At 66.8% G+C, this 26379-nt stretch carries 27 protein-coding genes; 12 read left to right on the top strand and 15 right to left on the bottom strand.

Features of this window, described 5'->3' with window-relative positions:
- The first annotated feature begins 357 nt into the window (after positions 1–357).
- From IPG97_11730 to IPG97_11720, 3 genes are all read left to right on the top strand, one after another.
- A complete protein-coding gene (locus IPG97_11730; protein ID MBK6857186.1) occupies positions 358–2661 on the top strand; it encodes a DUF4012 domain-containing protein in 2304 nt (767 codons plus the stop codon).
- Positions 2662–2751: 90 nt separating this feature from the next.
- Positions 2752–3201 (top strand): LPXTG cell wall anchor domain-containing protein, encoded by a 450-nt coding sequence (locus IPG97_11725; GenBank protein MBK6857185.1) that lies wholly within the window; start codon positions 2752–2754, stop codon positions 3199–3201.
- Between the two features lie 111 nt (positions 3202–3312).
- The gene (locus IPG97_11720) at positions 3313–3942 is read left to right on the top strand and encodes an HAD-IB family hydrolase (protein MBK6857184.1); all 630 of its coding nucleotides are present in this window, start codon (positions 3313–3315) and stop codon (positions 3940–3942) included.
- A 170-nt stretch (positions 3943–4112) separates the two neighbouring features.
- On the opposite strand, the gene IPG97_11715 is transcribed toward IPG97_11720, so the two are convergent.
- Positions 4113–4895: an SDR family NAD(P)-dependent oxidoreductase gene (locus IPG97_11715; protein MBK6857183.1), complete on the bottom strand. Its 783-nt coding sequence runs from the start codon at positions 4893–4895 to the stop codon at positions 4113–4115.
- A 92-nt stretch (positions 4896–4987) separates the two neighbouring features.
- Here IPG97_11715 and IPG97_11710 point away from each other — a divergent pair, with 92 nt between their 5' ends.
- From IPG97_11710 to IPG97_11700, 3 genes are all read left to right on the top strand, one after another.
- A complete protein-coding gene (locus tag IPG97_11710) occupies positions 4988–5830 on the top strand; it encodes a L,D-transpeptidase (protein MBK6857182.1) in 843 nt (280 codons plus the stop codon).
- A gap of 80 nt (positions 5831–5910) precedes the next feature.
- On the top strand, positions 5911–6408 hold the full coding sequence (locus IPG97_11705; protein ID MBK6857181.1) for a CbrC family protein: 498 nt from the start codon (positions 5911–5913) through the stop codon (positions 6406–6408).
- 21 nt (positions 6409–6429) lie between these two features.
- A complete protein-coding gene (locus IPG97_11700; protein ID MBK6857180.1) occupies positions 6430–7101 on the top strand; it encodes a GAP family protein in 672 nt (223 codons plus the stop codon).
- A 149-nt stretch (positions 7102–7250) separates the two neighbouring features.
- Here IPG97_11700 and IPG97_11695 read toward each other — a convergent pair whose 3' ends face one another.
- The 4 genes from IPG97_11695 to IPG97_11680 form a co-directional block, all read right to left on the bottom strand.
- Positions 7251–8831 (bottom strand): hypothetical protein, encoded by a 1581-nt coding sequence (locus IPG97_11695; protein MBK6857179.1) that lies wholly within the window; start codon positions 8829–8831, stop codon positions 7251–7253.
- A 104-nt stretch (positions 8832–8935) separates the two neighbouring features.
- The gene (gene glsA / locus IPG97_11690) at positions 8936–9904 is read right to left on the bottom strand and encodes a glutaminase A (GenBank protein ID MBK6857178.1); all 969 of its coding nucleotides are present in this window, start codon (positions 9902–9904) and stop codon (positions 8936–8938) included.
- 126 nt (positions 9905–10030) lie between these two features.
- Positions 10031–10414, bottom strand: coding sequence for a type II toxin-antitoxin system VapC family toxin (locus tag IPG97_11685; protein ID MBK6857177.1), 384 nt, complete (start codon positions 10412–10414; stop codon positions 10031–10033).
- Positions 10411–10632, bottom strand: coding sequence for an antitoxin (locus IPG97_11680; GenBank protein ID MBK6857176.1), 222 nt, complete (start codon positions 10630–10632; stop codon positions 10411–10413). Before IPG97_11680 ends, IPG97_11685 begins: the two co-directional genes overlap by 4 nt.
- Here IPG97_11680 and IPG97_11675 point away from each other — a divergent pair.
- The 4 genes from IPG97_11675 to IPG97_11660 all read left to right on the top strand — a co-directional run bounded on the left by IPG97_11675 (position 10631) and on the right by IPG97_11660 (position 11946).
- Positions 10631–10885: a helix-turn-helix transcriptional regulator gene (locus tag IPG97_11675; GenBank protein ID MBK6857175.1), complete on the top strand. Its 255-nt coding sequence runs from the start codon at positions 10631–10633 to the stop codon at positions 10883–10885. The two genes, IPG97_11680 and IPG97_11675, sit on opposite strands and share 2 nt — an antisense overlap.
- A gap of 72 nt (positions 10886–10957) precedes the next feature.
- Entirely contained in the window at positions 10958–11275 is a 318-nt protein-coding gene (locus IPG97_11670; GenBank protein MBK6857174.1) for a hypothetical protein, read from the top strand.
- A gap of 44 nt (positions 11276–11319) precedes the next feature.
- Positions 11320–11544: a hypothetical protein gene (locus tag IPG97_11665; protein MBK6857173.1), complete on the top strand. Its 225-nt coding sequence runs from the start codon at positions 11320–11322 to the stop codon at positions 11542–11544.
- Positions 11545–11547: 3 nt separating this feature from the next.
- The gene (locus IPG97_11660) at positions 11548–11946 is read left to right on the top strand and encodes a type II toxin-antitoxin system VapC family toxin (GenBank protein ID MBK6857172.1); all 399 of its coding nucleotides are present in this window, start codon (positions 11548–11550) and stop codon (positions 11944–11946) included.
- 2 nt (positions 11947–11948) lie between these two features.
- Here IPG97_11660 and IPG97_11655 read toward each other — a convergent pair whose 3' ends face one another.
- The 3 genes from IPG97_11655 to IPG97_11645 are packed head-to-tail and all read right to left on the bottom strand — an operon-like array spanning position 11949 to position 16486.
- A complete protein-coding gene (locus IPG97_11655) occupies positions 11949–13598 on the bottom strand; it encodes a hydantoinase B/oxoprolinase family protein (protein MBK6857171.1) in 1650 nt (549 codons plus the stop codon).
- Between the two features lie 23 nt (positions 13599–13621).
- A complete protein-coding gene (locus IPG97_11650; protein ID MBK6857170.1) occupies positions 13622–15418 on the bottom strand; it encodes a hydantoinase/oxoprolinase family protein in 1797 nt (598 codons plus the stop codon).
- A 9-nt stretch (positions 15419–15427) separates the two neighbouring features.
- Positions 15428–16486 carry a ribonuclease HI gene (locus tag IPG97_11645; protein MBK6857169.1) on the bottom strand — a complete coding sequence of 353 codons (1059 nt, stop codon included), beginning with the start codon at positions 16484–16486 and terminating at the stop codon, positions 15428–15430.
- A gap of 262 nt (positions 16487–16748) precedes the next feature.
- Here IPG97_11645 and aceE point away from each other — a divergent pair, with 262 nt between their 5' ends.
- The gene (aceE, locus tag IPG97_11640) at positions 16749–19493 is read left to right on the top strand and encodes a pyruvate dehydrogenase (acetyl-transferring), homodimeric type (GenBank protein MBK6857168.1); all 2745 of its coding nucleotides are present in this window, start codon (positions 16749–16751) and stop codon (positions 19491–19493) included.
- A gap of 16 nt (positions 19494–19509) precedes the next feature.
- Here the strand turns inward: aceE and IPG97_11635 are convergent, their stop codons facing one another.
- The 6 genes from IPG97_11635 to IPG97_11610 all read right to left on the bottom strand — a co-directional run bounded on the left by IPG97_11635 (position 19510) and on the right by IPG97_11610 (position 25124).
- Complete coding sequence (locus IPG97_11635) at positions 19510–19707, bottom strand: hypothetical protein (GenBank protein MBK6857167.1); 198 nt, start codon at positions 19705–19707, stop codon at positions 19510–19512.
- Positions 19708–20568: 861 nt separating this feature from the next.
- The gene (locus tag IPG97_11630) at positions 20569–20772 is read right to left on the bottom strand and encodes a hypothetical protein (GenBank protein ID MBK6857166.1); all 204 of its coding nucleotides are present in this window, start codon (positions 20770–20772) and stop codon (positions 20569–20571) included.
- Positions 20769–21260, bottom strand: coding sequence for a ubiquinol-cytochrome c reductase iron-sulfur subunit (locus IPG97_11625; GenBank protein MBK6857165.1), 492 nt, complete (start codon positions 21258–21260; stop codon positions 20769–20771). The genes IPG97_11630 and IPG97_11625 overlap by 4 nt, the downstream gene beginning before the upstream one ends.
- Positions 21257–21889 carry a 4Fe-4S binding protein gene (locus tag IPG97_11620; GenBank protein ID MBK6857164.1) on the bottom strand — a complete coding sequence of 211 codons (633 nt, stop codon included), beginning with the start codon at positions 21887–21889 and terminating at the stop codon, positions 21257–21259. Before IPG97_11620 ends, IPG97_11625 begins: the two co-directional genes overlap by 4 nt.
- A complete protein-coding gene (locus IPG97_11615) occupies positions 21886–24090 on the bottom strand; it encodes a molybdopterin oxidoreductase family protein (protein MBK6857163.1) in 2205 nt (734 codons plus the stop codon). The genes IPG97_11620 and IPG97_11615 overlap by 4 nt, the downstream gene beginning before the upstream one ends.
- Positions 24090–25124 carry an MFS transporter gene (locus IPG97_11610; GenBank protein MBK6857162.1) on the bottom strand — a complete coding sequence of 345 codons (1035 nt, stop codon included), beginning with the start codon at positions 25122–25124 and terminating at the stop codon, positions 24090–24092. Before IPG97_11610 ends, IPG97_11615 begins: the two co-directional genes overlap by 1 nt.
- Before the next feature lie 87 nt (positions 25125–25211).
- Here IPG97_11610 and IPG97_11605 point away from each other — a divergent pair, with 87 nt between their 5' ends.
- Positions 25212–25805 carry a Fe-S cluster assembly protein HesB gene (locus IPG97_11605; protein ID MBK6857161.1) on the top strand — a complete coding sequence of 198 codons (594 nt, stop codon included), beginning with the start codon at positions 25212–25214 and terminating at the stop codon, positions 25803–25805.
- Positions 25806–25818: 13 nt separating this feature from the next.
- Here the strand turns inward: IPG97_11605 and IPG97_11600 are convergent, their stop codons facing one another.
- Positions 25819–26283, bottom strand: coding sequence for a hypothetical protein (locus tag IPG97_11600; protein ID MBK6857160.1), 465 nt, complete (start codon positions 26281–26283; stop codon positions 25819–25821).
- Between the last annotated feature and the right edge of the window lie 96 nt (positions 26284–26379).

Raw genomic sequence — 26379 nt, 5'->3', positions numbered from 1 at the left:
ATCGTCGATGACCGAACCGACGGTGAGGTAGAAGAGCTCATCCTCTGGCCCGAACCGGTCCCGGTCCTCGAGGTCTCCAGGAGACGTCGATCATCGAGCGGACGCTCATCGGGGAGTTCGTCGGGCCGTGCCCAGGGATCCTCCGATCATCGATCGCCGAAGAAGAAGCGCAAGAAGTCGTCGACGAGAAGATCGACCGATGCCCACCAGCCGCGCCGTTCCCGATCATCGGCCGGCGCAGCGGCGACAGCATCTACCTCCGGCACCGACACCGGTCCTAACCAACGTCATCGTCGATCGACCGACGACATCACCGATCCGGTAGAGCGGCAGAAGCTGCGTCGGCGCCGTCAGACGGTGCGGGTCGCGACCACTGCCATCGCCGTCACCTCGGCCTTGGCCGCGGCGTTCGCCCCGGCATCGCTGACCGGCGATCCATTCGTTGACATGGTCGAGCGGGTGCTCTTCGCCGGGGTGGTGGCATTCGTCGCCGCCCACGGTCACCGTTGGAGTTGGGTGGTGGGCGGCCTGCTCTTCTTGGTACCGGCACGCGGCCCGGCTCTGGCGATGGTGGTTCTCGCCTTGATCATCACGGCATGGGCCGCCACCCGACCCCACCGGAACAAGGTGCCGGGGGCCGCCATCGGCGCGCTGCTGGCCAACGCCGCCCTTTGGTACACAGTAGATCTCCACCCCGCTCTGTCATCGGCGTTCGCGGTGGCAGGCGCCACCGTTCTGGTGGGATCAGGGTTCGGACACATGCGTTCGCGACCTCGCCGCTATGTGGCGGTGCCGATATACGGCGCGTTGGCCCTCGTTGTCATCGGGGTGATCGGCACCATCGCCGGTGGGCTCATGGCAGCCTCGGATCTGACTTCGGGCACCAGCGCCGCCCGTAGAGCACTCACTCAGGTGGAGAACGGTGACACCGAGTCGGCCCGCGCCTCGCTGGATTCGGCCAGCGAGCACCTCCAACGGGCTGACAGCGTACTGGGGCCTGCCACCATGGCGGCCCGGTACGTGCCGTCGTTGGCTCAGCATGTCAACGCACTGGACGTGTCGCTGAGCGAGAGCCGAGCCATCACCGGAGCGGCCGACGATCTGCTGGCCAGCACCGACTACGACAAGCTTCGCTACCGCGGCCGCATAGACGTCGACCAACTCCAAGAGCTCGCACCCGGCGCCCGCAACGTCAACCGGGTCCTGACCGCAGCATCCGAACGCCTCGATCAGGCCCGATCGGCGTGGTTGATTCCGCCGCTGCGAGACAAGGTCGATGAGTTGGCCACCAAGGTGTCCGAGGTGAGCGAGGCATCAGACCTGGCCGGCGATGTCCTCGAGGTGGCGCCAGGCCTGTTCGGGGGCAATGGTGACCGTCGTTACCTGGTGGTGTTCCTGACACCGGCCGAGTTGCGCGGCGGCGGCGGTTTCGTGGGCTCCTACGCCGAGATGACCGCGGTGGACGGCCGGCTCGACCTAGCTCGCTCGGGGCCCATCAAGGAGCTGATCTACCACGGTGAGTTCGGCGATCGAGAGATCACCGGACCGCCGGACTACATCCGTCGCTACGGACGCTTCGACCCAGCCGATTACATCCAAGACGTCACCTACAGCCCGAACTTCCCCTCCAGCGCCGAGGTGCTGGCCGAGCTGTATCCCCAGGCCGGCGGCGAACGGGTGGACGGCGTCATCGGCATCGACCCAGCCGGCCTGGCTGCCATGCTCCAGTTGACCGGCCCGGTGACGGTCGAGGGGTACGACCAGATCCTCACTGCTGACAACGCCGAGGACCTACTGCTGAGAGAGCAGTACAAGAAGTTCGAAGCCGAGGACCCCGCGGGCGGAACGGCGCCCGAGGACGGCGGCGGCTTTCAAATCGACGACGACAAGCGCAAGGACTTCCTGGCCGAGGCCACCGGAGCCACCTTCGAGAAGCTCACTTCGGCGTCGCTACCTTCCCCTTCGGAGGTGGGCCGGGTTCTGGGTCCCGCAGCCCGAGGACGTCACCTCCAGGTTTGGAGCCCCCTAGCTCCCGAGCAGACACTTTTCGAGCGACTCGACGTCGAGTCGTCTCTGGACATCCCCGAAGGTCACGACGGTTTCGAGGTGGCCCAGCACAACGCTGCCAACAACAAGCTCGACGCCTACCTCCGGCGAGAGATCGACTACACCGCTCGCCTGGACCCGAGCTCGGGCCAGATCCGAGGCACCCTCCGGATCACGATGCACAACGACGTGCCGCTGCCGCTGTCTGCCTTGCCCCTCAGCGTTTGGGGCAACCGGTCTGAGGCCCCCGGCGGTACCAACGTCACGTGGCTGAGCCTGTTCACCCCCCACCGGGTAACGGCCGCCACCATCGACGGCATGCCCGTCGACCTGGTGGCCGAACGGGAGGTCGGGCTCAACGCCTACGACACCCCCTTCTTCCAGATCCCCCAGGGCAAGTCCGTCACCGTAGAGATCCAGCTCGCCGGTGAGGTCGACCTGTCTGACGGATATCAGCTCGACATCTTCCCCCAGCCGGTGGCCAACCCCGATGAGTTGAACGTGAACGTGACCTCCACGGGCCGGGCGCTCACCGGACCGGGCACCAAGGGTGGTGCCATCCGCTTCGATCAGGACCTCCTCGAACCGCTGAGCTGGGCCATCCCGATCGGGTGAAGCCGAAATAGTTGCGCCGAGTGTCCGCCGCCACTAGAGTGCCATTCACGCAAACGTGGTGGGCCTTGGCGCCCGAAGGGAGACAACGCAATGCTTCGCAAGGTTCTTATCGGTGCTCTGATGATCACCGCTCTGCTGGCCGCTCCGGCCACAGCCCAGTACGGCGACTTCGCCATCACCCCTGGCTCCGTCTCGGTCGGTGGCGTCGCCACCTTCCAGGGCCGTGGCTGCTCACCCGGCAGCACCGTGACCATCACCACTGGTGGCACCGTCCTCACCACCGTCACCGCTGATTCTGCTGGCGACTTCCGTGGTGCCTTCAACGCCAACCTCTCGGTCGGCAGCCACACCATCACCACCACCTGTGGCGATGTGGTCCGCAGCTCCCCGCTGAACGTGCTGTCCACCAGCGGCGCCCCCCGGCCCACCGGCCCGCTGCCCCGCACCGGCAGCAACTCCACCACCATGGCTCTGGTCGGTGCTGGCATGCTCGCCCTCGGTGGTGCCGTGCTCGCCACCCGCAAGCGCGCCATCGTCTGACGACCGGACCATCTGGTCCACCTCGTAAGCCTTCGAGGCCCCCGGCTCCGGCCGGGGGCCTCGTCGCGTACGGGTCCTCGATGGCCCGGCCCGGATGCCACCATTGGAGTTGTGAACCATCGACTCCTGGCCGCCTTCGACTTCGACGGGACTCTGACTCGCCGAGACACGCTCCTGCCCTTCCTGGTCGAGTCCTGTGGCACCGGCGCGGTTGCCCAGGCACTGGCGCAGGTCGCACCGCTGGCGGTGAGGGCCAAGGCTGGGCGTGTGCCTGATCACCTACACCCACGCGACGCCGCCAAGGAGGCGCTCCTGCATCGCCTCCTGGCCGGACGTGATGCCGACTGGCTTCGTCAGCAAGGCCAGTCCTTCGAGCACACCGTGCCACGGCGGCTTCGCCCCGAGATGGTCGAACAGTTGCGCTGGCATCAAGACCAGGGGCACGAGGTCGTGATCGTGTCGGCCTCGCTGATGGCCTATCTCCAACCCTTTGCCCAACGGATGGGGATCTCACATGTGATCGCGGTTGAACCCGAGGTCGGTGATGACGGCATCCTCACCGGTCGGTTGACAGGCCCGAACGTGAGGGGCCCCGAGAAGGAGGTTCGGCTCCGACATTGGCTCGGAGACGACTTGCCCGAGATCATGTGGGCGTACGGAAACTCGAGCGGTGATCGGGAACTACTGGCCATGGCCGATGTGGCCATATGGGTGGACGGAACCCACGCACGCAGCTCCTGACATATCCAACGCGGGCGGGCCGACTCAAAAGATTGGACTTGGACGCGACGTGTCCCATCGGCAGGTCGCGTTGGCCGAGAACGCGATCGACCGCCCGGGCCGAAGCCACGGGCGGTCGATAGTTGCAGTCTGTTCCAGCGCGTGGCGCTGGTGCGCTCAAGCGACCAAGGTCACTTGGGCTGCATGCGGATGCCGGCGTCGATGCGGATCGACTCGGCGTTCATGTAGCTGTTGCGAAGCAGCTCGACAGCTAGCGACGCGAACTCGTCGGCCTGGCCCAGGCGCTTGGGGAACAAGACCCCAGCCGCCAGGCGCTCCTTGAACTGCTCGGAAGCCTCGCCCTCACCGTAGATCGGCGTGTCGATGAGGCCGGGAAGGATGGTGTTCACCCGGATTCCCACCGCGGACAGGTCGCGGGCAACCGGCAGGGTCATGCCGACGACGCCCCCCTTGGAGGCGGAGTAGCTGGCCTGGCCGATCTGGCCGTCCTCGGCTGCCACCGAAGCGGTGTTGACGATGGCCCCACGCTCGCCGAACTCGTCGGCCTCGTTCTGAGACATGGCCGTGGCTGCGATGCGGATGCAGTTGAAGGTACCGATGAGGTTGATCTCGACGACCTTCTTGAAGATGTCGAGGTCATGGGCCGAGTCGTAGGACCCGTCCTTGCCGATGGTGCGGGTGGCCCAGCCGATCCCGGCGCAGTTCACCAGAGCCTTGAGCGGACCCAGGTTCTTGGCCGCTTCCACCGAAGCGATCACCTGCTCGGTGTCGACGACGTCGCAGGGGGCGAACACGCCGCCGATCTCAGCGGCGAGGGCCTTGCCCTTCTCCTCCTGCCGGTCTAGGTCGGCCACCACTACCTTGGCGCCGAGCGACGCCAAGTGGCGGCTGGTTGCTTCACCGAGGCCCGAGGCGCCGCCGGTGACGATTGCACTGATCCCGTTGATCTCCATGGTCGCGAACTCTATTGACTGGCTGGTCAAGATGCGAATGGACAGTCGTCGTGCCGATGACCCGAGCGGGTGGACCACTATCGTTTGACGCCGTGACCTCCCCCTCCCCCTCCCACGCCATCCGGGTCAGCAGCCGCCGGCGGCTGGTACCCGCCGTGTTCATCTCAGTGGCGATGCTCCTCGGTGCCTGCAGCAACGGAGACCGGCCGACGTTGGCCGACCGGCCGGCGTCGACCTCTACCACCAGCGACGCCGCCTCCGCCAGCACCACCACCGCGGTTCGCCTCGACGAACTCCCACCCGGCCCCGAGAACCTGCTCGGCTACATCGCCACCCCGACCGGTGCCGAACCAGACGTTCGCACCGAACCCGATGCCCAGGCCCAAAAGCTCGAGATCGGCCCCACAACCGAGGTCGGGGCGCCGACCACCTTTGCCGTCCTCGGTGACCCCGGTGTTACCAGCGCTGCCACCAACGGCTGGTACAAGGTGCTGCTCCCCACCCGACCCAATCAGGGCACAGGGTGGGTGCCGGCTGCATCGGTCGAGTTGACCCAGACGCCCCTCCGAGTGTTCATCGACCTCGAGGGCCGCAAGCTCCGAGTCGAGAACAACGGCGCTGCTGTCTTCGACACCGCCGTGGCGGTCGGCACCGCCGAGAACCCGACCCCGGTGGGTGCTTCGTTCGTGACCGAACTGATCCAGAACACCAACCCGAGCGGGGCCTACGGTCCCTATGCCTTCGGTCTGGCCATGCACTCGGAGACCCTGACTGAGTTCAATGGCGGCCCGGGCCAGGTCGGCATCCACGGCACCAACGAGCCTGGCCTCATCGGCCAGGCCGTGTCCCACGGTTGCGTCCGGCTCACCAACGACGCCATCAAGGAGCTGGTCGACCTTGAGCTGCCCCTCGGCGTACCGGTGCTGGTCTCCTGAACGATCAACTCCCGGTGCCCCCGATCCCCGACGCTCCTGACCCTTCGGGGCTCCCCCACTTCCGATATCACCCAGACCCCGTGTCCAGCGGCGCCTTCGAACAGATGGCCGGACGGTGCCGGGTCTGTGAACGGTCCAGAGGATGGCTGTACGTACTGGGTGGGTATGGCCGCGAGAGCCTGCGAGACGAGGTGTGCCCGTGGTGCATCGCCGATGGTACCGCGGCCCAGGTCCACGACCTCCACTTCACGGTGGTAGATGAAGTTCCCGAGGGCGTTCCCGCCGAGGTGATCGCCGAACTGGAAAGACGGACGCCGGGGTTCAGCGGCTGGCAACAGGAGCGATGGCTTTTCCACTGCAACGACGCCGCTGCTTTCCTTGGCCCCGCAGGTTGGGAAGAGCTCGATTCTCTACCCGACGCCGTCGCCTCGATCCGGGCCCAGGTCTCGTCCTGGGGTCTGGATCCCGACGAGGTAGATGCCCTGGTCGGTTCACTCGATGTCGACGGCTCCCCCACCGCCTACCTGTTTCGGTGCCTTCACTGTGGTACTCACCTCGCCTATGCCGACATGGACTGACCATATGAACCCGGAATCCTCGTGAACTGGGCGGCCCTTGGAGACGTGCTCCCCCAGGCCCTAGCCATGGCCCTCAGCCCGATTCCCATCGTCTTGGTGATCCTGGTCCTGGTGTCGCCCCGGGCTCGGACCTGTGGCCCGGCGTTTGCCGCGGGCTGGCTGGCCGGGCTGTTCACCCTCACCGCCCTCGCCTTCGCCATGGCCGACGGAGCCGACGTGGCCACCGACTCTGCTGCCACCGACGGGGCCAACCTGGTTCAGGTCGCCTTGGGTTTGCTGTTCTTGGTGTTCGCTGCCAAACAGTGGCAGAAGCGGCCTCGCCCTGACGACGAACCAGCCACTCCCAAACTGGTGGGGGCGATCGATTCGATGCCACCCCTCAAGGTCCTAGGGGTCGGATTCGTGTCAGCGGCGTTGAACCCCAAGAACCTCCCCCTCGGCATCAGCGCCGGGGTTACCATCGCTCAGGCGTCACCGTCGACCGGGATCGTCACCGTCGCCGCCTTCGCGGTGGTTGGCTCTGCTGCGGTGCTGGCCGCGGTGGCCTCCGTGTTGGTGTTGGGAGAACGCACCCGTGAACCGTTGGAGCAACTGAAGACCTGGCTGTTGACCAACTCGGCCACGATCATGATGATCATCTTCATCCTGCTGGCCGCCAAGATGATCGGCTCCGGCCTAGCCCTCGCGAGCTGAGCTCGGGGCCCGGCCGGCTCCGCTAAGGCGTGAAGACGGTCAGCCCGCCTTCGGGTCCCGGCGGATTGGTCCAGTCGCCGTCGCTGCGAAGTTGATCAGACCGAGTCTCCGCCCCGGTTTCACCATGCCGTGTTCATGGGTCTGCTCGCCTACCCGCTCGACACCTTTGGACGACATCGGCTCACGATCACCCAAGCACCGAGGCAACCCACCGCGGCCAGCGCTACCAGTGCAACAAGAGGCCAGTACCGAGACCCCTGTTGCGTGGATCCAATCGAAACCTCACCGAGTATGACCCAGCCGTCTCGTTGTTGGGCATTCACACCCAGTTCTACGGCTGGCGCTCCCCCACGGGTCGAGTCCACGATGGCCGCGGCCAACTGGTAACGACCATCTGGGATTCCCTGCGAGGTCAGCTCGACGGTGTCCAGGTATCGCTGACCGGAGTACCAGCCGCCAGGATCGGCCACCGAGGTCACCGTTCTCACCGGTTCTGCGCTGTCGGGATCAAACAACGCGTAGGCCACCTTGTACTTGTGGTCCCACTGGGGGTTGTCGTTGGGCATCCGGCCGACCCCGGTGTTCTGCCAGGCAACGCTCAGCTCGGCGCCATCGGTGCCCACCTCGGCGGGCAGGGTCGCCTCGATGGGTCCGATGCGGTAGCCGCCGTTGACGGCGAAGTCCTCGACCAGGTCGGGGTTGTCTCGTGCCCAGGTGACCACGTCTTCTGGGTGACGGAGATCGAGGTAGTTGGCCCTGAGGTCGAGCGCATCGGCGACCACCCGCTCCAACATCGCTCGAGTCGGCTTGAAGGATTCGTCGCATGCGGTCTCACGAGTGGTGAAGGACTGATAGCAGTTCTCGGCGATCAGAAGGGAGCCGGACCAGCGGGCGGCGATGTCGTCCTTGTCCTGCTGGCTGAACCACATGGTGCTTCCGAAGCTGTCGCGTCGCATGATCGCTCCTGCCTCGAACTGTTCGTCTACGGCCTGGTAGCCGAAGTTGTCGGGATTGATGTTGAGCGCCAGCAGGACGCTGTGGAAGGAATTCCGGTAGGCGGTTCCGAGCCACTGCACCGTGTCAGTCCACGTCTGTTCGGTCAGACCGGGGATCGAGTGCATCTCCCCCCACCATCCAACGGTGTTCATGTCGACGAAATCGACCCGGGCGGGATCGTCGTACTCCGCACCGAACGCCGCCAGGAATGTCTCGAACTTCTCACGGAAGATCACGTCGTCGATGGTCGGGTTGTGCAGCTCTGGGTTGCTGAGGGCTGGGTAGCTCACCGCTCCGGCATCGAACACGAACTGCGGTGTGGCCTGACGGTGAGAATGTTGGCTGTCCACGAAGACCCGGAAGGCCAGCCGGAGCCCCCGCTCGCGCGCCCCGTCCACCAGTCGCTGGTAGTTCTCGTCCTCGTCCCATGAGTAACGGCCCTCGGAGGGTTCGAGTCGAGACCACGGCACCCGGAGGTACAGGACCGATGCCTCCTCGACATGGGGGTCGACGGTGGCCCAGAACTCCTCGGCATCGGCCAACGGTGAACCGAACTCTTCGGCGTAGATCATCCACCCCATGCCCGGGTTTCGGATCGTCGACTCGCCGTCCCACTTCAACTTCGCCACCGTGGGCGAGGGTGCCGCCGTCACCCCGCCGTACGGCACCACCGCGGTGGCCACCGCCGCCACCGCGATCCCTGCAACCAGCACCAACCTCTTGTACGAGGCCACCCTCCTACGCTCCGAGGGGGACCGATGGCGGTTCTCTGTCGAGCTCACCCGCCTAGTCAACCCTCAAAGCCATAGGCGGGCCCGCCGAACGTGGGTCACCTCGGTCATGCCGACGAGGCGAAGATGTCCAAGCCGAGGCGCTCAGCCAGAAACTCGGCCACCAACTGCCCCCGCACGCTGTTGCCGGCCTCGTCCAGCGGAGGGGAGTAGGTGCCGAGGCCCCCCTTGCCGGGGGATACGGTGACGATCCCGCCCCCGATGCCGCTCTTGCCTGGCAAGCCGACCCGGTAGAGCCATTCGCCCGATGTCTCGTACAGGCCAGCGGTGGCCATGACCACCAGCGTCGCTCGGCAGGCCTCGGCGCTGACCACCTGTTCGCCGCTGACCGGGTGTACACCGCCGTCGGCCAGGGTGGCGCCCATGACCGCGAGGTCAGCGGCGGTGACCGCCAGGCAGCTCTGGCGGGTGTACACGTCGAGCACAGCCATAGCGTCACCATCTAGGGCGTCATAGCCCTTGAGCATCTGGGCTAGGGCCCGGTTGCGGTGGTTGGTGGCCCGTGCCGACTCCAAGGTGACCTCGTCGAGGTCCAGGTCTCGTCCGGCGAACGCCGATAGCCCCCGGCGGATCACTTCCCAGGCCGTCTCGGCATCCGAGTCGACCAGACCGACGGTGGCTATGGCACCGGCGTTGACCATCGGGTTGGTTCGACCTCCTCGCCGTTCGACCGCCTCCACCGAGTTGAACGCCAGACCGGTGGCATCCACCCCGAGACGGTCACGCGCTTGGGCCGGGCCGACGGCGTCGCAGGCCAGCGCGAAGGTGAAGGGCTTGGCCACGCTCATGATGGTGAACGGCACCCGCGTGTCGCCCTGCTCATGCAGAGAGCCGTTGACGCCGGCGACGCAGACACCGAAGGCCGAGGGATCGGCCGACGCCAAAGCCGGATATACCGTCGAGGGGCTCCCGTCACCCAGCGATCGGTAACGGTCATAGGCCTCGGCCACCACGGCCCGCACCTCATCGGCACCGGGCAGAGAACCTGTCGAGACGTAACGGTCGGCCTCACCCATCGATCTGGAGTGTGACAGACGCGAGGCACTCCTTCCGAGCCCACGGCGCCCCTATTGCCGACGAACCACCCGGGCCTCCCCCGCCGTTGCCTGACGGCAGCCCGCTTTCCGACCACATGGCTTCGGTCAGCGGCGAACGACTGTTATCGGGCATCGGGGCCCAGGTGCCCCAGCGAGGCGACCATCAGCGGTGACAAGGGGTACCTCCAGCGCCTCGGCCACCGCCACGTAGGTGGCGTCGTAGGCGCTGACGTTGCTCCGCAGTTCCCAGATCCGGGGGAGCAGGCCCTGAACGCCGATCCTTTCGATGCCGAGGCGCCCCCACACGTCGATGGCTCGCCCGGCATCACCGGCTTTGAGGTCACCCCGCAGAACCTGGGAGCGCAAAGCATGGGCCACCTCGGAATCGGCCAAGTGGGGGCAGACAACCACGCCCTCTCGAAGCATCGAGCGGGCCTCACCGTCGTTGAGGAGACCGAGGACCGCCGCCGAAGCATCGATGACGATCACCGTTCGGAGCGACCTGCCTCGACATCGCCCACTACAGCCGCCGGCTCGACCCCGAGATCGGGAAGGCCGGCCAGCAGGGCGGGATTGCCCTCCCGACGAGCGACCACCGCCAGCTCCCGGGTCGCGAACGCCGAGACCGACATCCCCTCCCGCGCCGCCAATCGCTCCAAACGCTCGCCGACCTCGTCCGGCACATTCCGCAGATAGAGCGTTCTCATGTCGCATTATGCTAGCAAACCATCTACCGCCATCCGCGAGCGCATCGTTGCCGACAGCCACCGCCGGGCCCACGGCCTGTCATCGCGGGAGACCGAAGTTGTCGACCGACTTGTCGACGGACCAGACACACGGGCCATCGCCGAGGCGATGTTCGTCTCCGAGCACACCGTCCAAGACCATCTCAAGTCGATCTTCGACAAGACCGGGGCCCGCAACCGTCGCACGCTTCTTGCGAGGGTCAACGGCCGATGACGTGGAGACTCCTACGCAGAACCCCACGAACCTGGGATAGGCACTGGCCCCGTCCCTACGTACGGTCCCAGAATGCCAACCCTTCACATTGACCACGCAATCAGCGACCTCGAGATCTGGCGGAGCGCGTTCGACCCGCTCAAGGCGGTACGGCGTCAGGCGGGTGTCCTCCGCGAACTGGTGCGCCAACCGGTGGACGATCCACACCGGATCATTGTCGACCTCGAATTCGACACGATCGTGAACGCCGAGGCCTTCCTGGGGTTTCTCGAGAAGGAGATCTGGGCGACGCCCGCCAACGCTCCGGCTCTGGTCGGGTCACCTAGTGCGGTCATCTTGGACACGGTGATCGAGGATGACCACCGCCACAGCAACCTCGGTGCTCCCTGAACACCAGGTTGCGGTGCGGGTACGCATGCTTGCATACTGCAAGCATGCCGAATGTCCTCGTGAGAGACCTCCCCGACGACGTGCACGCCGCCCTTCAGCTCCGCGCCCAGAGAAGGGGTCAGTCGTTCCAGCAGTACCTGACATCGGAATTGAAGCGTCTTGCTGCCCAGCCAACTGTCGAGGAGCTGTTCGATCGAGTCGGACGGCGAAGTGGAGGAAGAGTGGGGCTCCAGACTGCAGTCGCTGATCTCGACGCCGAGCGCGCCTGACCCATGATCGTCATCGACGCATCCGTCGTCGCGAACGCGCTCGCCGATGACGGCGAAGACGGCAAGTTGACTCGTCGCCATCTGCTCGACGCCACCGAACTCGCGGCTCCCGACCTCGTCGACGTCGAGACCATGTCGGTCCTTCGGCGGAGATGGCTTGCCGGCGACCTCACGGCTCGCCGCTTCTCGGCCGCGGTTGACGACCTCGCCGACCTCGCGATGACACGAATGCCGACGTTGCCCCTCATGCACCGAGCCTACGAGCTCCGCGCGAACCTAACGGCTTACGACGCGACCTACGTAGCGCTGGCCGAACACCTCGACTGGGTACTACTCACTGCTGACAGTCGTATTGCAAGGGCACCCGGCGTTCGCTGCGAGGTCGAGGTCCTAGCGGTCTGAACTCACCCCGCGGTAGACGGTCTCCCCCACCCACCGCCGCCTGGCGTCAACATTCGAAGGATGTCACCGGCCGCTAGGTGGATCGTGCACTTGTCGGGAAGCCGCTCGCGTCGGGCCTCGTCACCACCGGGAAGGAGCCAGTTCTCCCCTACTGCACCGGGCTCGCCCCCTGCGAGGCCCCACGGCCGAGAGACCCGCCGCTCGGTGATCAGCGACACCGTCGCGTCCGTGAGCACCTGCAGGTCCCGCTCGATGCCCTCACCACCACGAGCCCAACCGGTGCCACCGCTCCCCTCACGGAGCCGGTATCGCAGTACCCGCAGAGGGAACGACCGCTCCAGGGCCTCGGTCGGCGAGTTCAACGAGTTGGTCATGTTCGTGTGAATCCCCGATTGGCCGTGCCGAGGCTCACTCCACTGCGACCCCTCCTGGCTACCGTCGGTTGGGGCTGGGGGGCGGCCGCCTTGGCCGCCGGCGATGGTCTCGTAGCTGACCCAGCCGTCACCGCCGATGAGAACGTTGTTCATGGTGCCTTGCGACGCGGCCGGGACCCTGGCGGGCAGGATCTGGGCCAGGGCCCCCAGGCACACGTCGGCCACCCGCTGGGATACCTCCACGTTTCCGGCCCCGACCGCGGCAGGGAAGGTCGCCGCCACCACCGTGCCCGCCGGGGCCACCACCGTCACCGGGCGGAAGGCCCCGCCGTTGGCGGGCAAGGTCGGGTCCAGGACCGATCTGAGCGCCCAAGCCACCGCGCTGACCGTCACCGCCTCTACCGCATTGGTGTTACCGCGGCGCTGTGGATCGGTACCGGTGAAGTCGAAGGTGATCCCTTCGGTCTCCACCGACAACGTGAGGCGGATGACGGTGGACTCCTGTTGATGAGGGTCGGGTCCGAAGCTGTCGAGGTGATCCTCGAAGGTCCAGCCACCACGGGGCAGGTCGGTCAGGGCCGCGATCATGCGACGCTCGCCGTAGGCCACCACCTCGTCGAGCCGGTCAGCCACCATCGCCGCTGGCGTGGATGGCATCGCAGCGGGATCCCCTCCGACATCGGCGAGCGGGGAGATCCACGACCGGGCCAACGCCGCCAGCCGGTCCGCCCCCACCCGGTTAGCCCCGACCTGTGCGTCGAGGTCTCCGGCCCGCTCGGCGGGCGTCCGCGACGACGCCACCATCAGCGCCGCCACCTCGGGGGTCAACAACACCGGGGGGATGCGCAATCCTTCCTGGTGGATGTCGACGGCGTCGGCCGGCATCGAACCCGGGGCCGCCCCACCGAGGTCGGCATGGTGGGCCCGGTTGGCCACCCAGCCGACCAGCAGTCGCTCCGGTGCGCTCCCGACGGGGAGATCCACGAAAACCGGTGCCACCAGGGTCACGTCGTTGAGGTGCGTCCCACCGGCGAAGGGATCGTTCAAGATGACCTGCTGACCCGGCTCGATGTCGACACCGACCGCGTCGATGGCGGCGGCCACCGACGCGGGCATCGATCCAAGGTGGACCGGGATGTGCTCGGCCTGTACCAGCAAGGTGCCGTCCGCGGTGAACAGGGCAGCCGAACAGTCGGCCCGTTCCTTGATGTTGGGGCTGAAGGCTCCTCGGCGCAGGACCTCACCCATCTCGTGGGCCACCCCGGTGAGACGGGCCATCAGCACCGCCAGCTCGGCCGGGCTCACATCGACCGCCCATCGGTTCGGGTGAGGATCAGCGCCCCACTCACCGGATGGGGGTCGGAGCGCCAGCCTTCGGGCACCCAGATCGTGCAGTCGGCCTCGGCGATCACCGCCGGTCCCTCCACCGCCGTGCGATCACCAACCGGCAAGGACTCGATGCTCACCGGGGAGGCCTTTCGGGCCGTGGCTCGTATCGCCACCACTTCGATCGGGGTGTCGGGCCGGGTGTAGCCGTTGCGACGCTGGTGGGCGGCCGGGAAGTCTTCTATTCGCTGGACCCGGATCTCGTGGGATTGGCCTTGGAACCGGCAGTCGAGCTCTGTCTCCACCGTGGAGCCAGGGACCAGGGCGCCGGCCTCGACGGCCAGCGAATCCAGGGCTTCGGCCAGCCCGGTCAGGTCGCTGCCCCCCGGCCAGGTCCGAACCAGATCGTGTTGGCGTGGGGCCGTCAGGCACCCCAGCGCCGACAACACCCCGGCCCGGGTCGGGACTATGACAGCCGCCATGTCCAGCGCTCCAGCAACCGCACAGGCGTGCAGAGGTCCGGCTCCCCCGAAGGCCACCAGAGCCAGACCGGCGGGGTCGATGCCGCGGGCCACCGTCACCGCCCGGACCGCTTCCTCCATATTGGCGTCAACGACGGCGATGACGTCATCGGCGGTGACGCCAGCGCCGTCCAGGGCTCGCCTGGCCGCGGCCACGTCGAGCTCACCGATACCGGGCAACGACACCCCGTCGGGGTAGCGGCCGGCCGCCAGGTCGGCGTCGGTGACGGTGGGAGCGGTACCTCCCCGTCCATAGCAAGCGGGGCCGGGAACCGCGCCGGCGCTGCGAGGACCCACCACCAACGACCCGCCCCGGTCGATCTCGGCGATGGATCCGCCCCCGGCTCCTACGGTGTGGACGTCGAGCGACGGAAGCCGGATCGGAAGCCCGGCCACCGAGCGTTCACCGGCGGGAGCGGGATGACCATCCAAGATCAGGCACACGTCGGTACTGGTGCCACCCATGTCGAAGGTGACAGCGTCAGGCCACCCGCTCGAAAGCGCCACCGCGGCTCCGGCCCGCACCCCTCCGGCCGGGCCGCTCAGCAGGAGCGCAGCCGGGAACCGGGCCCCGTCGTCGAGCGACGCCAGACCTCCAGCCGAGGTCATCACCGACACGTCTCGGGCCACCCCGTCGAGGCCACCGAGGTAGGTCCGACACAAGGGGCGGAGGTAGGCGTTGGCGACTGTGGTGGCGGTCCGTTCGTACTCACGGAACTGGGGTGACACCTCGCAGGACTTGGACACGTCCAGACCCCGACGCTCCAACTCGGCCGCAACCGCGGCCTCGTGGGCCGGGTTGAGGTCGCTGTGCAACAGGCACACGGCCACCGCTTCGGTGTCTTCGGGAAGCTCCCCCAGGTCGTCCAACGACAGGGCTTCCAACTCGGTGCCGTCGGCCGCCAGCCGGCCCCGCACCTCGATCCGGTGATCCCGTTCCACCAACGGTTCAGGTCGGTCTACCCAGTGGTCATACAGCGACGGCCGATCCTGGCGGGCGATCTCGATCACATCGGCGAACCCGGCGTTGGTCACCAACGTCACCGTGGCCCCTTTGCGCTCCAGCACAGCGTTGGTTGCCACCGTGGTGCCGTGGGCCAACGCCTCGGGACGGTCGGCCTCGGCGACGAGGTCGACCCCGCTACGTACCGCGTCGCCGGGATCAGCGGGGGTGGATGGAACCTTGGCCACCCGACCGTCGTCGGTCACGACGTCGGTGAACGTCCCTCCGGTGTCGACGCCGACTCGCATGCCCTGAACCTACCCAGGAGGATGCAAGACGGTGAGGCCCGCGCCCAAACGGACGTCGAGGTCGGCGTGAAGGCGCTCGAGTCGGTCGTCTACCTCGTCCCACACCAGCACCGCCTCGTCGGCCGCGGTCATGATCCAGGCATCCCGCCGCCGCATGGCCCGCCGGAACCCGTCGACGTCGGACGGTTCCTTGCGTTCCAGACGCACCACCGACGCCGCTCGGTCGGCCGCGGCCACACCCCGCTCCCGGGCCGCGGCCGACAGGTTCCGGTCGATCCCTGGGAACCCGACGACCGCCGCATAGGGAACCTCTGCCTGCTGCGCAGCCTCGGCGGCCAACAGCTCGGCTCCGGGCCGGATTCCGGTTACCACCACTAGGTCGGGGTGGATGCGGGCCAGGGCGTCGATCACCTCGACCAGATCGGAGCGGACCCGGTCGGCGACCGGGTTGTCGTCCCACCCGCCCAGGCGGTCCGGGGTGTGACCGAACACCGCCAGCAGCCACCCCGCCGGGATCCTGGGGTCCCGCCGACGACGCTCGGCCCGTTGCTCGTCTGAGGGAAGATCCGACAGCTTGCCGCCTCCCGTGCCTCCGTTGCTGGTGACTGAACCTGACCCGTCGGCAGCCCCGGCACCACCGGGTCGGTGCGCATCTCGCTGTACCACGGCCAGCCCGTCGACCAGCTCGTTCATGAGGTCGCCCGAGTGCCCCTTCACCCATTCGAAGGAGACCTCACCGCGTGGCCGGTCGGCCAACACCGCCAGCAGTTCCTCCCACAGGTCCCGGTTCTTCACCGACTCTCCCGCCTTGGTCTTCCAACCGTTGCGGACCCATCCCTTGGACCAGGACTCCAACCCGTTCTTGACGTAGGTGGAGTCCATCACCACCACCAGCGAACCGGAGTTGTCCTCGATGGCCCGCAGCACCGCGGTCAGCTCCATGCGGTTGTTGGTGGTGTCGGGTTCCCCGCCGCTGGCGTGGTGGTCGGCCGAGGACGCCCAAGCCCATCCGCCCGGGCCCGGGTTCCCACTGCAAGCCCCGTCGGTGTAGATGCGCAATGCCGTCACCGGCCCACCATGCCAGACCGACGCCGACCCGCCGAACTACTGCTCCAACAGACAACGTTTGCGCTGTTGCGAGCTTGCGAGCCACTGGGCAAACGCCGTCGAGCCGCCGCAACGAAGTGAGGACCGGGCTCGGCGGAACCAGAAATCGTCCGCCGAAGGCGGCCCACGAGAACCGGACCAGGTACAGCATCGGTGACACCCAAAGCAATGCCAGCGGTGCCGGTCACGGCATTGGGTGCAACCCGATGCAATCGAGGGCACGATGGACGTCATGCAGGCCCCCGATGAGTTCTACGAGCAACTGCCCGACATCGACCCGGCCGAGACCGCGGAATGGCTCGACTCCCTCAACGCCGTGCACGCCCAGCGGGGCGATGCCCGGGCCGAGTACCTGGTGCAGCGGATCATGGCCCGAAGCCAGGAACTGGGCCTCGACGTACCGGGCCCGATGCGAACCCCCTACGTCAACACCATTGCCTTGGGGGACCAGGAACGGGACCACTGGTTCCCCGGTGACATCGAACTGGAGCGACGGATCCGGGCCTACATCCGGTGGAACGCGGCGGTGATGGTGGTGAAGGCCAACCATCGCTCCGATGGCATCGGAGGACATCTGGCCACCTTCGCGTCCTCCGCGGGCTTGTTCGACGTCGGGTTCAACTGGTTCTTCCGGGGCAAAGACGACGGCACCGCCGGGGACGCCGTCTACATGCAGGGCCATGCGTCACCGGGGATCTACGCCCGGGCCTACCTCGAGGGAAGGCTCGATGAAGCCGACCTGGACCGCTTCCGTCACGAGGTCGACATGGGTGACGGGACACCAGGGCGGGGGCTGTCCAGCTATCCCCACCCCCGTCTCATGCCCGACTTCTGGGAGTTCCCCACCGTTTCCATGGGTCTCGGCGCCATCACGTCGCTGTACCAGGCCCGTTTCAACCGCTACCTCCACCACCGCCAGATCGACGACACCAGTGCCAGTCGGGTCTGGTGCTTCGTGGGTGACGGCGAGACCGACGAGCCCGAGACGTTGGGCGCCATCTCCCTGGCCGGTCGGGAAGGGCTCGACAACCTGACCTGGATCGTCAACTGCAACCTTCAGCGTCTCGACGGCCCCGTGCGGGGGAACGGCAAGATCATCCAAGAGCTCGAGGGGGTGTTCCGGGGGGCGGGCTGGAACGTCATCAAGGTGGTGTGGGGATCGGCCTGGGACGACCTGTTGGCCCGCGACGTGGACGGCGTGCTGCTCGACAAGATGAACAGCACCGTCGACGGCGAGTTCCAGCGCTACACCGTGGCTGACGGGGCTTACATCCGTGAGTACTTCTTCGGCCCTGACCCCCGGTTGCGGGCCCTGGTCGAGCACCTCACCGACGAGGACCTCCGGCGGCTACCACGCGGAGGCCACGACTACGCCAAGGTGTACGCCGCCTTCAAGGTCGCCACCGAGACCCGAGGTCGACCTTCGGTGATCCTGGCCAAGACCATCAAGGGCTGGACCCTGGGCCCCGAGGTCGAGGCCCGCAACGCCACTCACCAGATCAAGAAGATGACCAACGAGCAGTTCCGTCAACTGCGCGAGCGTCTCCACCTCGAAGCCGAGATCTCCGAGGAATCCCTGGCCGATGGCCTCGAGCCCCCCTACTACTGTCCGCCAGCCGGTTCGCCGGCCCACAGCTACCTGATGGCTCGGCGGCGGGCGCTGGGCGGTTCGCTTCCCCGCCGCCAGACGGTCACCACCAAGCCGATCACCCTGCCCGCCGAGTCGACCTTCGATGAGTTCCGGGCCGGGTCGGGGCAACAAGCCGCCTCCACCACCACCGCGTTCACCCGGCTCCTGCGGTCGCTGGTGCGCGATCCCAACTTCGGCCCCCGGGTGGTGCCGATCATCCCCGACGAGGCCCGTACCTTCGGCATGGACGCCCTGTTCCGGGAGATCGGCATCTACGCCGCCCACGGCCAGAAGTACGAGCCGGTGGACCACGACCTGCTGCTGTCCTACCACGAGGCTGTCGACGGCCAGATCCTGGAGGAGGGCATCACCGAAGCCGGGGCCACCGCGTCGTGGATCGCGGCCGGAACCTCCTATGCCCACCGCGGCGTTCCAATGGTCCCGTTCTTCACCTTCTATTCGATGTTCGGGTTCCAGCGGGTGGGTGACCTCATCTGGTCAGCGGCCGACTCTCGGGCCCGAGGCTTCCTCCTCGGTGCCACCGCCGGGCGCACCACCTTGGCGGGCGAGGGCCTGCAACATCTCGACGGCCACAGCTTGGTGTTGGCGTCGACGGTTCCGAGCTGTCACGCCTACGACCCGGCCTTCGCCTATGAGACCGCCGAGATCATCCGCCACGGCATCGACCACATGTACGGCGATGACCCTCACGACGTCTTCTTCTACCTGACCCTCTACAACGAGAACTATCCCCAACCACCCATGCCTGAAGGGGTGGAGGCTGGGATAATCGAGGGTCTGTACCGGTGGGCGCCTGCACCCGAGCTCGGCGACGTACCCCGGGCCACCATCTTGTTCTCGGGCACTGCCCACAGTGCGGCTCGCCAAGCCCAGGCCGAGCTCGCCGAGCGGTGGGGGGTGGCCGCCGAGCTGTGGAGCACAACGTCCTACAAGTTGCTGCGCGAGCAGGCCATGGAGGTCGAACGGTGGAACCGCCTCCATCCGACCGATCCCCCCCGAACGCCTCGGGTCACCGATCTGCTGTCCGGCTCTGCCGGCCCGGTGGTGGCTGTCACCGATTTCATGCGCACCGTTCCCGATCAGATCGCCCGGTGGATTCCCTCGGGGCGGAGCTATACGTCGCTGGGCACCGACGGCTACGGCCGGTCCGACACCCGTGAGGCACTACGCCACTACTTCGAGACCAACGCCGCCCAGGTGGTGGTGGCGGTGCTGTCGGCCCTGGCTGCCTCGGGCGCGGTGTCGGCCGAAACGGCCGCGGCGGCGATCGCCCACCATGGCATCGACGTCGATGCCCCTGTGCCCTGGCACGACTGAGCCGACTCGGTCTCGGTCAGCCTGCGGGCTCGCCTCCCGACCGCAAGCGACCCATCGCCTGGGCTGCCTGGCTGACCAGGCCGACGGCCAGGAGCGTCCATGCAGACAGAGCCAGGACCAGGGTGGCTCGAGGTAACCACTCCAGGACCTCGAGCTCGATGGCGACCCTCATGCGGAACGTGGACACGCCGTACATCCCGAGCGGGAACACCATCGCCCAGTACGACGGGTGGTAGCGCAGCGGAACCTTGTTGATGACGTGGCGCCACACCCCGGATGGCCACCATCAACGGAAACCAGAACGATGCCGTGGCCCAGCCGAGGATCACCACCGCCTCGACGAACGGGGCCAGGCGGTCCAAGCGGACCGACGCGTCCCGCGCCAGCAACAGGTTTGATCCGGCCAGGACGGTGATGGCCAGAGCGCCGGCTGCGATCCACGCCGGCGGATCGGCTTCGGTCGGGCTCAGCTCCAGGAACGTCCACCTGAGGAACACCATGGTCATCACGATCAGGTATAGGACCAGGCCGAGTAGGAAGCCTCCCAGCAGACCGAAAGCCAAGGCGTCGCTGGGATGGCGGGGGAACAGCAATGCCCCGGTGACCACAACCGATTCGGTGGACACGGTGAGCAGGAACCAAGTGCCGTTGATTCCCTTCTCGAGGCCGGGTTTGGGTGACTCCAACACCACCGCCACCAAGGTGGCGTAGACAAAGGTCACCCACAACGCGAGGCTGAACCACCACATGGGCCACGCCAGTCCCCACCACCCGTGGACCAGGGCCGATGCGCTGGCCAACACGTTGGTGGCCGCCACCGTGGTGAGGAACGCGAATCCCTTGGCGTGGCTGGTGATGTCGGTGATCAGGAGCTCTCGGGCAATGACCAGCCTCGATGCCAGCAAGACCACCAGCACGCAATAGGCGATGGCGGCGACAGCGTAGAGACCATCAGCCAACCACTGGTATCGGAGCTGCACCGACCCGATGGCGATGATGCCGGTGGCCATGACCATGGCGAAATAGCCAGGAAACAGGGTACGGACGTTCGAGCTAACCGCGGCACCGAATCGGGTCATGGCCGCAGGTAGCGGTAGAGCACGGTGGAGGCCCCGGCGAGAACCACCGACACAACCGCCGTCGACCAAGCCAAGGACTCGTCGTCGGCAGAGAAGGCTTCGACTGCCACCGTGAGGAGGAACACCTGGAAGGCCACCAGGATCACCACGTACACCACCACCGCTCCGGTGGTTCGCGGCGCGTAGCGGGCCGGTCTCATACCGACGCTCCCAAGGCCCAGATCTCATCGCCCCTCAGCTCGACCTCGATCTTGCCCAACGGCCGAGGCGGAGGCCCCGACAGCACCTCGCCGGTGGCGGCGTCGAAGTTCCCCTCGTGGCAGGGACAGTGCCATCGGTTCTCCTCGGCCTCGAAGTACACAACGCAGCCCAGGTGGGTGCACTTCTGGCTGAACGCCGCCACCTCACGGTCATCGAGGCGGACCAGGACCGCAGGATCGGCTTCGGTGGGGTAGCGGAACAGGTGGGTCTCCCCGACTGGAACCTCCGACAGTGCCACGATCTTGCGAGGTTCACCGGTGTTGATGGTTCGTAGTTGGGTCCAGGCTGCGAACCCGACGTTGCCCGCCGCCATGACGCCGGCCCCGGCCACCAGGAACCTGGCGAACTCCCGCCTGGTCACCTCGTCCTCGCCTACGGCCTGGTAGGGGAAGTCCCGCTTCCAGATCGGTTCGTCTGGTTGTGTCATCTGCTGTTCTCCTCCAGGGCGAAGGGATCGTCCAGCCACGACCGATAGGTCGACGGGGCCACATCTATCGGCCCCTCGGCCAGGTCGTCGACCACCGCGAACACCTTGGTCGACACCTGCTGACGGCCGAACAACCAGTCGTCGACCAGCGAACCGCGCCGGTTCTCCTTGAACTCCTCGGCCGTCCCGTACCACAGGGCTTCGCTGGGGCACACCGATGCACACATGGGGGCGTAGCCCTCCGACGTGCGGTCGAAGCACATGTCGCACTTCATCATCTGGTCGAAGTCGGCCATGTACTTCGGTACCCCGAAGGGGCAGGCCAGCACGCAGTTGGAACAACCGATGCACCGGGGTTTGAGCGCGGATTGCACCACGCCCAACTCGTTCTGCTTGATGGCGTCGGCTGGGCACACCTGAGCACAGGTGGGGTCTTTGCAGTGCATGCACACCATCGGAGCGGTCTGGGTGCTGGCCACCCGGTCGATGCGTTCCAGGTGGATCAGGGACTGACCCCGGTGGGTGCCGCACTCCTGGCAGGCCTGTACGCAGGCTTCACAACCGATGCATCGACTCTGGTCGATGACGAACACCGGCCGTTCGCCCACTGCGTAGCGGGTGGCCTTCATTGGGCCACCCCCTCCCCGTCAGCCGCGGTCGCCTTGACCACCTTCACCGCCGCCACCTTGAACTCGGGCATCCGAGAGATCGGATCCACCGCCCTCAATGTGAGCTGGTTGGCCGCCTTCTTGCCCGGCCAGTGGTAGGGAATGAACACGGTGTCGGGTCGAATGGTGGTGACCACCGCGGCGGGCAGGGTGATCTCGCCCCGCCGGGAGCTGACCGTCACCTGGTCACCGTTAGCCACCCCCAGGGTCTCGGCCAGGCGGGGGTGCATCTCGCACAACGGCTCGGGGTACTGGGCGACCAGGCCGGCGATGCGTCGGGTCTGGGTCCCCGACAGGTACTGGCTCACCACCCGACCGGTGGTGAGCCACAGCGGGTAGTCGTCGTCGACGGATTCGGCCGGCGGTTTGAACGGCACCCCGTGGAACCGGGCCTTACCGTCGGGATGGGCGAACTTGCCGCCCTCCCACAACCGGGGGGTACCGGGGTGGCCGACCTCGGGCACGGGCCAGAAGAGACCCATCTCGTCCTCGATGCGAGCCCAGGTGGCTCCGGTGTAGTCGGCTTTGCCGCCCGATGACGCCCGGCAGAGTTCGGTGAAGATCTGTTCGGTGTTCGAATAGTCGAACAGGTCGCCCTTGCCGAGCCGGCGGGCGATGTCGACGAGGATCTCCCAGTCCTTGCGGGCCTCGCCGGGCGGGTCGACGGCCTGGTTGATCTTGATGATCCGCCCCTCGCCGCTGGTCGAGGTGCCCTCGTCCTCCTCGTGGAGCGAACCGGCCAGCACCACATCGGCGTGGGTGGCGGTCTCGGACAAGAAGAAGTCGATGGCGGCGTAGAACTCCAACTTGTCGAGGGCTTCGGCGGTGAAGTTGGAATCGGGGGCCGACACCACCGGGTTGAAGCAGATCGACAACAGTCCCTTGATCGATCCGTCGTGGATGGCCTCGATCAGCTCGGTGGCAGCCAGGCCCTTGCCAGGGATCTCGGACTCGTCCACCCCCCACGCGGCGGCCACCACGGCTCGGTCCTGGGGGTTGGTGATGTCTCGGTTGCCCGGGAGTTGGTCGCACTTGTGACCGTGCTCCCGGCCACCTTGGCCGTTGCCCTGGCCGGTGATGGTGGTGACCCCGCATCCGGGCTTGCCGAACTTGCCGGTAGCCAGGCCGAGGTTGATTGCCGACAACACGTTGTCGACACCCTTGGTGTGCTGTTCTATGCCGCGGGCGTGCATCAACATCCCGGTGGCCGAAGTACCCCACAGCTCGGCGGCTTCCTCGATGCGACCGGCTGGGACCCCGGTCACCTCGGCCGCCCAGGCCGGGGTCATGTCGGCCACCGCAGCGGCAGCGGCGTCGAAGTCGACGGTATGGGCGTCGATGAAGTCGTGGTCCAGCCAGTCGTGGCGGATCAACTCGTGCAGCACCGCTCCGAACAGGGCCGAGTCTGTCCCGGGCCGTACCGGCAGGAACAGGTCCGCGGTGCGGGCCAACGGCACGACGCGGGGGTCTTGCACGATGAGCTTGGCGCCCCGGTCTCGGGCCCGCCAGATGTAGCTGGTGGTGATGGGAAAGGTCTCGGCGATGTTGGAGCCAGCCACCCACACGACGTCGGCCAGGGGGATGTCGCTCCACGGGTTGGACGCCCGGTCCATGCCCAGGGCCTTCTTGTTGCCGGCCCCGGCCGACACCATGCAGAAGCGGCCGTTGTAGTCCAGGTTGGCGGTGTGCAGAGCCAGGCGAGCGAACTTGCCGACCAGGTAGCTCTTCTCGTTGGTGAGCGACACTCCCGACAACATGGCGAAGGCGTCATCGCCATAGGTGGCCTGGATCCGCTGGATCTCCGATACCACCTTGGTGAGCGCCTCGTCCCAGCCAATCTCCCGGAAACCACCGGGCGCGGACTCGTCTCGCACCATCGGGCTGAGAAGCCGATCGGGGTGACCGCCCTGGAGGTACCGCTTGACTCCCTTGGGACACAGCTTGCCCTCGTTGAAGGGGAACTCGTACCAGGGTTCGAAGCCCACCACCTGGTTGTCGGCAACCTTCAACTTGATGCCGCACTGCTGTCCACAGAAGCAGCAGTGGGTCTGAACCACCTTGTCGATCTCCACGTCGGAGTCCCACCCGCCGGGGGGAGCTTCGTTGAGGTGAGGGCCGAACCGAGCGACCAGTTCCTCTTCACTCAATGGTTGGCGGGCCATCAGCCGAAACCTCCCACCCTGGCCACCTGGGCCAGGGTCACGCTCGCTCTACGACACTTCGGGCAAGTGTCCTGGTAGTTGCCCCCACCGTCGATCCCGTAGTCGAACCCGACCTGGGGCAGGACCTCTTGGAGGTCGGCGATCTGCTGGGTGCTGGCAAACCCCTCACCGCAGCGTCGACAGGTTGCGGCTTCACCCGTTTCGTTGGCCTGGCGGTAGTAGGCAACGCCCAGGTTCCCCGGTCTCTGGAAGATGTGGAACAGCTTGCCGAACGGCAGGTACATCAGACCGAGGATCACGGTCAGGGCGTGCAGGGTGTTGAGGGCCGAATAGAACTGGCCGTGGAGCCACATGCTCGACACGGTCAGGAACAGCCCGGTCACCGAGACGGCGAAGAGGCCGGCCAGCACCAAGAAGTCGCCGCCCCGTTCCACGGCGAGCGCGCCGGGGTCGCTGAGGCGGCGCCGCAGGAAGATGAAGACCCCGGCGAGCACCAGCACGGCGGCGATGTCGAGGCCGTGGAAGATGGTCCAACCGATGATGGTGTCGGCGTTGAACGAGGCGGTGCCGAATCCAGAGACGAACACCTTGTAGCGGTCCGCGTCCTGACCCACGCTCTCGAAGTGCAACAGGCCTAGGGTCAGGGGGAAGGTGATCATGGCGGCCAGGATGCAACCCCAGAACACCAGTTGGTGGGCCAGCCACCGGGCCTTCGATCGACGGTAGATGAAGGTCTGGGCGATGAGCTGGGTCCCCACCAGCGAAGGCAGGGCAACCAGGTTGCGGGCCTTGGACGCCCGGAACGCATCCCACCCCCGGCGGTTCAACATGGCGGTGGGGGGACGACGGGTCCACACGATGTAGCGGTACACCACCCCGAACACCGCGAACACCGTGCCGAACAGGTAGCCGACCAGGGCAGCGTCGAACCAGGCGAGCTGACCGCTGCCCAAGAAGGTGATGGCCACCACGATCGCCACCGCCACCAGCCCCCAACTGGTAGCTCTACGATCCAATGCCTGGTTGGTAGCCACAGAACCACCTCTCATTCGGCTCACTGCCGGCTGAGGCGAGTGTAGGACCGTGACCTGGCCGGATCGACAACCGGTACCCTCCAGGCCATGGCCAGCCAGGTTCGTTTCCCGATCACCAACGACGACGAGGCCAACGCCTTGTTGGTGGAGGACCCCTTGGCCCTGCTTCTGGGCATGTTGCTCGACCAGCAGGTCCCCATGGAATGGGCGTTTCGGGCGCCGTTCACCCTCAGCCAGCGCCTAGGGGAGCGGTTCAACGCCACCGACATCGCCGCGATGGATCCCGAGGACCTGGTGGCGGCGTTCTGTGAGAAGCCCGCCCTCCACCGCTACCCGGCGGCCATGGCCCGGCGAGCCCACGCCGTGTGCCAGCACCTGGTCGACCACTATCGCGGGGATCCAGCAAAGATCTGGTTTCGGGTCACCGACGGAGCCGAGCTCTACCGACGGGTCGGCGAGATCCCCGGCTTCGGTGAGGAGAAGGCCAAGATCTTCGTGGCCTTACTGGCCAAGCGCTTCGGTAAGCGACCCGATGGCTGGGCCGAGGCTGTCGCCCCGTTCGGCGACGATCAGCCCCGGTCGGCCGCCGATGTCAGCTCCAAGGAACGCTTCGCCGAGGTCCGGGCCTGGAAGAAGGCACAGAAGGCGGCGGGGCGGTCCAAGGCCGACTTCTCGATGTGATCCCCGCCGGGAATCAGATGGCGGGCTCGACCTCGGGCACCCGAACCTCCCGCATCATGCGGTAGGCGGCCAGCCCACCGAACACCACCATCCAGGCGATCACTCCCGCCACCACGTAGCCAGGGAGCTTCCCGGCCGATGTCAGCAGGTACCCATACGGAGCGACGAAGGAGACGAACAGCATGGCGATCCAGGGCAGGGCGCTGCTCATGGGCCGGTTCTCGTCTCGCATGAGCTTGACGCCCATGGCTTGTCCGATCCCGTAGGTCGGGGCGGTGCCGACATCTATGGCCAGGAACCACCACGGGTTCACGCCGTGGCTCTGGAGTACCGGCCACACCACGACAGCCCGGGCGATGCAGAACACCACCACCGTGGCCGTCCACATCTGTCCGAAGGTTCCCAACTCCCGCAGCTCAGCGATGAGCGAGAGGTCGGCGGTCTCTTCGGTGTTCTGCTGCCCCGGTAGGCCGGTCATTGGGTTGCAGGTCCTCCGGGTCGGCGGGCCGGGCGGCGACGCTCGGCGACTCCTAGGTCATCGGCCGAATCGGGCCGGGACATGAGCAGCAAACCA

The organism is Microthrixaceae bacterium, from assembly GCA_016702505.1.
Taxonomy (GTDB): domain Bacteria; phylum Actinomycetota; class Acidimicrobiia; order Acidimicrobiales; family Iamiaceae; genus Aquihabitans.
This window is presented reverse-complemented; position numbering and strand designations above follow the sequence as displayed.